The organism is Bacillus massilinigeriensis (assembly GCF_900111815.1).
Taxonomy (GTDB): Bacteria; Bacillota; Bacilli; order Bacillales; family Cytobacillaceae; genus Mesobacillus_C; species Mesobacillus_C mediterraneensis.
In genome coordinates this window covers 1-1,565 of sequence record NZ_LT630030.1, presented here as the reverse complement: position 1 = coordinate 1,565, position 1,565 = coordinate 1, and the positions used below count along the sequence as shown (strand labels likewise).

At 34.2% G+C, this 1,565-nt stretch carries 2 protein-coding genes; both read left to right on the top strand.

Features of this window, described 5'->3' with window-relative positions:
* Window positions 1-825: DUF1672 family protein (locus BQ5796_RS17160; RefSeq protein WP_141769968.1), on the top strand; the 825-nt coding region annotated here is incomplete at its 5' end.
* 13 nt (window positions 826-838) lie between these two features.
* Window positions 839-1,291 carry a hypothetical protein gene (locus tag BQ5796_RS17155; protein WP_071461578.1) on the top strand — a complete coding sequence of 151 codons (453 nt, stop codon included), beginning with the start codon at window positions 839-841 and terminating at the stop codon, window positions 1,289-1,291.
* Window positions 1,292-1,565 lie beyond the last annotated feature (274 nt).

The following is a 1,565-nucleotide window of genomic DNA, read 5'->3' as shown; positions in this document are numbered from 1 at the left end:
TCAAGCAAAAACACACAAACCGACGAGCGATACGTTAGCGTCCAAGATTATACCGGTGAAGGTTATCGTATGAAGGGCGGTGAGGAAGAAGAAGTTATTGCGAAAAAAAACAGAGAAGAAATTGAAAAGGCTGTTAAAGAGTTTTTCCTAGATAAATATAAAACAGAAGTTATTGTAAAGAATTTAGTTGGTTCGGATGGTGCAGTTAGTGTCATTGTAAAATCTAAAGGTCTTCTTGATTTCTATACATATGCTATTGTTCCTATCAATGACTCAGAAAATAAGGTTTATTATGAGAAGGTTTTTTCTGAAGAAGGAGAAGTTGAAGCAGCAATCCAATCTGGTCTTTACAAGATAACAAATGAAGAAGCCTTTAATTTATTGAATACCTTGCTCGAAAATTTTTCAGAAGAAAATTCTATAACTGGGATTACTTCGGAAACAGTTCAAAAGTTGTCAACTTCCGGTTACAACACACCTTATTATTATGTCACAGTAAACAACGATACTCTTACCCCTTTACTACAAGCTTATTTAGATAATCCTAACATTAGCCGAAATGATCTTCTTAAAATTTATGAATCTACCGAGTTAAATGTTGATGGATTATATATAACAATCCAAATATATATGGCGGATAAAAATAAACAGCCAGACAAAGAAGTTTTTCGCAAATTAAAAAAGATTATAGAAGAAAACAACAACATTCCTAAAGGCTCCTATAATATTCTTCTTCATGATAATTACATTAATAAGAGAACTGCGATAGGTTCAAAAAACAATACTATAGAATCAACTTTTAATAATCTTATTGTTAAAGAATAGGAGTAAAATTCTTATGACAAAAAAAGGTATGCCTACTAAGGCTAGAATAAACGAACCAGACTTAGTGGAATTAGCCGGATATCATGCATATTTGAGTAAAGGTGTAGGTAAAAGAATTAAGGTTAATAATAATAATTATACTGTTGTCGACACTAATTACGACCATCCAACAGGGCTAGATGCTTTGACCGTAGTAAATGAATCCACCAACGAATACACTATCGTCTTCGTTGGCACAGATGCGGCGGGTAAATATGGGCAACAGGATATTTTAACGGATGTTCAGTTGCTGAGTCCTATAGAGCCGAGACAAATCAAAGCTGCACGAACTTATTATAAAGAGATGTCGGAAAAATACGAAATTTCTTTGATTACGGGCAATTCTCTTGGCGGTGGATTGTCACTTGCCGTTGGGGTACAGAATCCACATTTAAATGTGTTGCACAGGGGCTTTCTGAGATATTGATATCAATCAATAAGGACGAGTTAGATTTGCTCGCTTCTGCAATGGAAAAGCAAGTGATGGTGCGTCACTAAATTACTGAATAATACGGAAACAGTGTCACCATATTTGTATACAACCAGCTCTTTTCATATACAATTATTGGATAAAAGGATCGTATTTACTCATTTAAACTACATCATTTATGTACCATCCAAGGAGGACCTATGTCAAAAAATAAAAAACGATTATTAATCGCAAGCATTGGATCTGCTTTATTAATGGGAGGCTGCTTAAA